2 protein-coding genes and 1 pseudogene are annotated in these 6351 nt (G+C 73.4%); all 3 read left to right on the top strand.

Annotated features, from left to right (window positions below; all coding sequences use genetic code 11):
• Positions 1–138: 138 nt before the first annotated feature.
• Positions 139–2493: pseudogene (locus CCR87_RS17355) on the top strand (glucoamylase family protein); the annotation flags it as partial.
• Between the two features lie 910 nt (positions 2494–3403).
• Complete coding sequence (locus CCR87_RS17350; RefSeq protein WP_476748502.1) at positions 3404–5743, top strand: glycoside hydrolase family 94 protein; 2340 nt, start codon at positions 3404–3406, stop codon at positions 5741–5743.
• 326 nt (positions 5744–6069) lie between these two features.
• Positions 6070–6303, top strand: coding sequence for a hypothetical protein (locus CCR87_RS14170; protein ID WP_201158191.1), 234 nt, complete (start codon positions 6070–6072; stop codon positions 6301–6303).
• Positions 6304–6351: the final 48 nt, after the last annotated feature.

Below are 6351 nucleotides of genomic sequence, written 5' to 3'. Positions count from 1 at the left end.
CTCGGGGTGGCGGGCGGGGCGGTGGTGCTGAACCCCGGTGTCTGGCCGCTGGTGCTGCCGTTTGCCCTGCTCTGGCTGGCCAGCCCGGCCATCGCCCACCGGATCAGCCAGCCCGCCGCGACGCGCCGCGCCGTGCCGATGACCGCGGCCGAGGTCACGGGCCTGCGGCTGATCGCCCGCGCCACATGGCGCTATTTCGAGACCTTCGTGACCGCCGAGGACAACTTCCTGCCCCCCGACAACTTTCAGGAGACGCCGCGCCCGGTGCTGGCGCGGCGCACCTCGCCCACCAACATCGGGATGTACCTGCTGTCGGTGACGGCCGCGCATGATCTGGGCTGGATCGGGCGGGGCGATGCGCTGGCGCGGCTGGAACGGACGCTGGCCACGATGCAGCGGATGCCGCGCTTCCGGGGCCACCTGCACAACTGGCACGCCACCGACGACCTGCGGGTGCTGGAGCCGGGCTATGTGTCCTCGGTCGACAGTGGCAATCTGGCGGGGCATCTGATCGCGGTGGCGCAGGCTTGCGCGGACTGGCAGGCGGCGCCGCAGGCCCGCGACGCGGACTGGCGCGCCGGGCTGGACGACGGGCTGCGGCTGGCCGGGCGGGCCCTGGCCGCCGCGCCCGATCCGGGACTGGCCGACCTGCTGGGGCGCCTGGAGACGGCGCTGGCGCAGGGGGCGCCGCTGGGGCGCCTGCTGGCGCTGGCCGCGGAGGCCGCCGCCCATGCCCGCGCGGCCTGCGACCCCGCCTGGGACGTGGCCTTCTGGTGTGCGGCACTGCACGCGGGGCTGGCGGGCCATGCCGCGGACCGCGACACCGACCTGCGCCCCCGCCTGGCTGCGGCGGAGCGGACGGCCCGCGATCTTGCCACCGGCATGGATTTCGCCTTTCTGCTGGACCGCGACAAGATGCTTCTGTCGATCGGCTTTTCGCTGGCCACCAACCGGCTGGACCACAGCTGTTACGACCTTCTCGCCTCCGAGGCGCGGCTGGCGAGCCTGTTTGCCATCGCCAAGGGCGACGTCGAGACCCGCCACTGGTTCCGCCTGGGCCGGGCCGCGACCCCGCTGGGCACAGGCACCGCGCTGGTGTCCTGGTCCGGCAGCATGTTCGAATACCTGATGCCGTCGCTGGTGCTGCAAGAGCCGGGCGGCTCGGTGCTGGAGGACACCAACCACCGGATCGTCGCGCGGCAGCAGGCCCATGCCGGGGCGCTGGGCATTCCCTGGGGGATCTCGGAATCCGCCTACAACGCCCGCGACCTGGAGATGACCTATCAGTATTCGAACTTCGGCGTGCCGGGGCTGGGGCTGAAGCGGGGGCTGGGCTCGGACCGGGTCATCGCCCCCTATGCCACGGCGCTCGCGGCGATGGTCGCGCCGGCGGCGGCGCTGCGCAATCTTGCGCGGCTGGCCGACCTCGGGGCCGAGGGGCGCTATGGCTTCCACGAGGCGGTGGACTTCACCCCGGCGCGGCTGCCCGCGGGGGCCGACCGCGCCGTCGTGCGCAGCTTCATGGCGCATCACCAGGGCATGACCATCGCCGCCATTGCCAACTGCGTCCAGGACGGCCGCCTGCGGGCGCGCTTCCACGCCGAACCGATGATCCGGGCGGTGGAGCTGCTGTTGCAGGAGCGGGTGCCGCGCGATGCCACCGACGCGCCGCCGCGCGCCCGCGAGGTGCGCGTCACCGACCCCGAGCCCGACACCGAGGCCGCCGTGCGCCGCTTCCCGGCCCCCGCAGAGGCGATGCCGACGGCGCATCTGCTGTCGAACGGGACCTATGGCGTGGTGCTGACGCCGGGCGGGGCCGGTTTCAGCCGCTGGCGTGACCTTGCGGTGACGCGCTGGCGCGGGGATCCGACCTCGGCGGCGCAGGGGGCGTTCATCCTGATGCGCGACCGCGCGTCGGGGCGGCGCTGGTCGGCGGGGGTCCAGCCCACCGGCGCCGATCCCGCGCGCCATTCGGCGGTGTTCAGCGAACACCACGCCGCGTTCACCCACAGGGGCGACGGCCTGACCACCGTGACCGAGGTCGTCGTCTCGGCCGAGGACGACGCCGAGGCGCGGCGCGTGACGCTCACCAACACCGCCGGGCGCGCGCGCGAAATCGAGCTGACCTCCTGCGCCGAGCTGGTGCTGGCGCCCGCCGCAGCCGACGCGGCGCATCCGGCGTTCTCGAAGCTGTTCGTGGTGACGGACTTCCTGCCCGAACTGGGGGTTGTCATCGCCACGCGCCGCCGCCGCTCCGCCGCCGACCCCGAGGTCTGGGCCGCCCACATCGCCGTGGTGGAGGGCACGGAGGCCGCCCCGCTCCAGTTCGAGACCGACCGGGCCAGGTTCATCGGGGCGGGCGGCAGCATGGGCCGGGCGGACATGGCCACGGCGCCCCTGTCGCAGACGACCGGCACGGTCCTCGACCCGATGCTTGCGATCCGCCGGTCGGTGGTGGTGCCCGCGGGCGGAATGGCACGCGTGACGTTCTGGACCATGGTCGCCGACGATCCGGGCGTGCTGCTGGACCTGGTGGACCGCCACCGCGACCCGTCGGCCTTTGGCCGGGCCGTCACGCTGGCGTGGACGCAGGCGCAGGTGCAGCTGCGGCATCTGGACGTGGCGCCGGCCGCGGCGGCCGATTTCCAGCGCCTGGGCGGGATGCTGCTGCGCGGCGATTCCCGGCTGCGGACGTCGGCCGCGGGCATCCTGCGCGGGGCGGGGCCGCAATCGGCGCTGTGGCCGATGGGGATTTCGGGCGATCTGCCGCTCATCGTGTTCCGCATCCAGGACACCGAGGACACGCCCGGCCTGCTGGAGCTTCTGGCCGCCCATGAATACCTGCGGATGCACCAGCTGGCCGTCGATGTGGTGATCCTGAACGATCGCGCCACCTCGTATGTGCAGGACCTCCAGACCACCATCGAGACCGCCGTACGCTCGGCCAGGTCGCGTCCGCGCCCGCAGGCGCCCGAGGGGCTGGCCGACGGCACGGTCCATGTGCTGCGCAGCGACATCATAGGGCCCGATGCGCGCGCGCTTGTGCTGGCCGTGGCCGGGGTGGTGCTGGTGGCCGGTCGCGGCCGGATCGGCCAGCAGATCGACGCGGCGGTCACGGCCACCGCGCCACGGACCCGCGCGCCCGACAGCGCACCAGACGCAGGCCCGGACGCTGACCCGGACGCTGGCCCGGAACCCGACCCGGATACCGACCCGGAGACCGAGCCAGGCACAGGCCGGCGCGGCCCCTGCGTCGGCCCCCGAGGCGGTCCGGACGTCGACCCCGGACTTCGACACCTCCGTTCTGGAATTCTTCAACGGGCTGGGCGGCTTTGCCCGGGACGGGCGCGAATACGTCACGGTCCTGCACGACGGGCAGACCACGCCTGCGCCCTGGATCAACGTGATCGCCAACCCCGGCTTCGGGTTCCAGACCTCGGCGCTGGGGGCGGGGCATGTGTGGGCCATCAACAGCCGCGAGAACCAGATCACGCCGTGGTCGAACGACCCCGTCACCGACCCGGCTGGCGAGGCGCTTTTTCTGCATGACCTCGACACCGGCGCGACCTGGACGCCGACGGCCCGGCCGATCCGCGACCACGGCCTCTATGTCGCCCGCCACGGCTTTGGCTACAGCAGCTTCGAGCATGCCGCCCACGGGATCGAGGCCCGGATGGTGCAGTTCGTGCCGCTGGAGGACCCGATCCGGATCACCCGCCTGACGCTGCGCAACACTTCCGGACGCCCGCGGCGGCTGTCGGTGACGGCCTATGTCGAATGGGTGCTCGGTGCGTCGCGCGCGACCACCCTGCGCCATGTCATCACCGAGATCGACCCCGGGACCGGCGCCATCCTGGCCCGCAATCCGGCCTCCGTCGCGTTTTCCGGCCGGGTTGCCTTTGCTGATCTCGGCGCCGACACCACCAGCCACAGCGGCGACCGGGCCGAGATCCTCGGCATCGATGGCACCATGGCCGCACCCGTCGGGATCACCGATGCCCCGCTGTCGGGGCGCACCGGCCCCGCGCTGGACCCCTGCGCCGCGCTGCGGCGGGTGGTGACGCTGCCCCCCGGCACGCAGGTGGAGGTTCTGTTCCTGCTGGGACAGGCCGAAAGCGCGGGCGCGGCACAGGCGCTGATCCTGCGCCACCGGGCGGCCGACCCCGCGGCGACGCTGGCGGCGGTGACGGCGCATTGGGCGGATCTGCTGGGCGGGGTGCAGGTGACCTCACCGGATCGGGCGATGGACATCATGCTGAATGGCTGGCTGCTCTATCAGACGTTGGCGTGCCGGATCTGGGCGCGGGCGGGGTTCTACCAGGCCAGCGGCGCCTATGGGTTTCGCGACCAGTTGCAGGACGGCATGGCGCTGGCGGCGCTGCGCCCAGCGCTGACGCGCGCGCATCTGCTGCGCGCCGCCGCGCGACAGTTCCCCGAGGGCGATGTGCAGCACTGGTGGCTGCCGCATTCGGGACAGGGCGTGCGGACCCGGATCTCGGACGACCGGGTGTGGCTGGGCCATGCGGTGGCGCAGTATGTGGCGGTATCGGGCGATTCGGAGGTGCTCGACGCAGAGGTGCCGTTTCTCGACGGGCCGGCGCTGCGGGCCGGGGTGCATGACGATTTCTTCCTGCCCACCGTCTCGGACGACAGCGCGACCCTGTTCGAGCACTGCGCGCGCGGTCTGGACCAGGCCATCGCGCAGACCGGCGAAAACGGCATGCCGCTGATCGGCACGGGCGACTGGAACGATGGCATGAACCGCGTGGGGGCGGACGGGCGCGGCACGTCGGTGTGGCTGGGCTGGCTTCTGATCGCCACCCTGCACGCCATGGCGCCGCTGGCGCAGGCCCGCGATCCCGCGCGGGCCACCCGCTGGCGCGCCCATGCCGAAGCCGTCCGCCGCGCGATCGAGCGCCACGGCTGGGACGGCGCATGGTACCGGCGCGGCACCTATGACGACGGCACGCCGCTGGGGTCCGCGACCTCCACCGAATGCCGCATCGACAGCATCGCGCAAAGCTGGGCCGTGCTGTCGGGGGCCGCCGATCCGGCACGGGCCGCAACCGCCATGGCGTCGATGACGGCGCAGCTGATCCGCCGCGATCCCGGCCGCGGTCCCGGCCTCGCGCTGCTGTTCGCGCCACCGTTCGACGCAAGCCCGCAGGACCCGGGCTACATCAAGGGCTATCCCCCCGGCCTGCGCGAGAACGGCGGGCAGTACACCCATGCCGCGATGTGGTCGGTGCTGGCGCATGCGCGAATGGGCGACGGCTGCGCGGCGGGACGGTTGTTCGCGATGCTCAACCCGATCAACCATGCGCGCACGCCCGCGGACACCGCCCGCTACAAGGTGGAGCCCTATGTCGCCGCCGCCGACGTCTATGCCACCGCCCCCCATGTCGGGCGGGGGGGCTGGACGTGGTACACCGGCTCGGCCGCGTGGATGTACCGCGCGGGGATCGAGGGGCTGCTGGGTCTGACCCGCGCGGGGGCGGCGCTGCACGTCGCCCCCTGTTTTCCCCGCGACTGGCCACGGGTCAGCGCCACCGTTCGGATCGGCGCCACGCGGCTGGAGATCACCGTTCACAACCCCGACCGCACCGGGCGGGGGATTGCCGGGGCGACGCTGGACGGCATGCCGCTTGCGCCGCAGGACGGTCGGCTTCGGGTGGGGCTGACGGGGGGCAGCCACCGCCTGTCCGTCACCCTGGGTGCGACAGTGGCGCCCGCGCAGAGCTGACAGCGCCCCCGCCAGCCCCTCCTCGACGCCCGGCGCCAGTGGCTTCGGCACGCGCCCCGGCCGTCGATCCGCCCTCGGCGGGCAGGCCTGCGCGCGCGGCCACCGCACCGGGACACCGCAACGGGGACATCGCAACGGGACACCGCGCCGGATGCCCGGCGGCCGGTGGCGAACCGGCAACCCCGGGCGGGGGCCGGCGGGCGCCGCGAAAGGCGCGCCCCGGACTGCCGTGGATCAGCCCGGCCCGGCGGCGTGCGCCTATGATGATGCCACGCTTCGGTCGCTTGCGGCCGCCCCCTGTCTCCAACCCGAAGGGCCGCCCGATCATGACCATGCCCAACGACGTCGCCGGAACCGCCGCGCTGGCCATCTGCGAGGCGCTTCTGCTCGCGCTCAATGATCGCAACATCCTGCCGGAGAACGAGATCGTCGGCGTCCTGATGGATGCCGCGGCCGCGCATCAGCATGCCCCGCCCGGGCCGGGCGATGCGATGCACACGGCCGTGGCCGCGCTCATCAACGGCATCCTGGCCGGCGGCAATTCGGTGCGACGGCGCTGAACGACCGATCCGTCCGGCCCTGGGCGCCCTGTCGGCAGGGGTCCCGGC

It is taken from the genome of Rhodobaculum claviforme, assembly GCF_016653255.1.
In the GTDB taxonomy this organism is placed as follows: domain Bacteria; phylum Pseudomonadota; class Alphaproteobacteria; order Rhodobacterales; family Rhodobacteraceae; genus Rhodobaculum; species Rhodobaculum claviforme.
Note: the sequence above shows the minus strand (reverse complement) of the source record. Positions and strands in the feature narration are given on the sequence as shown.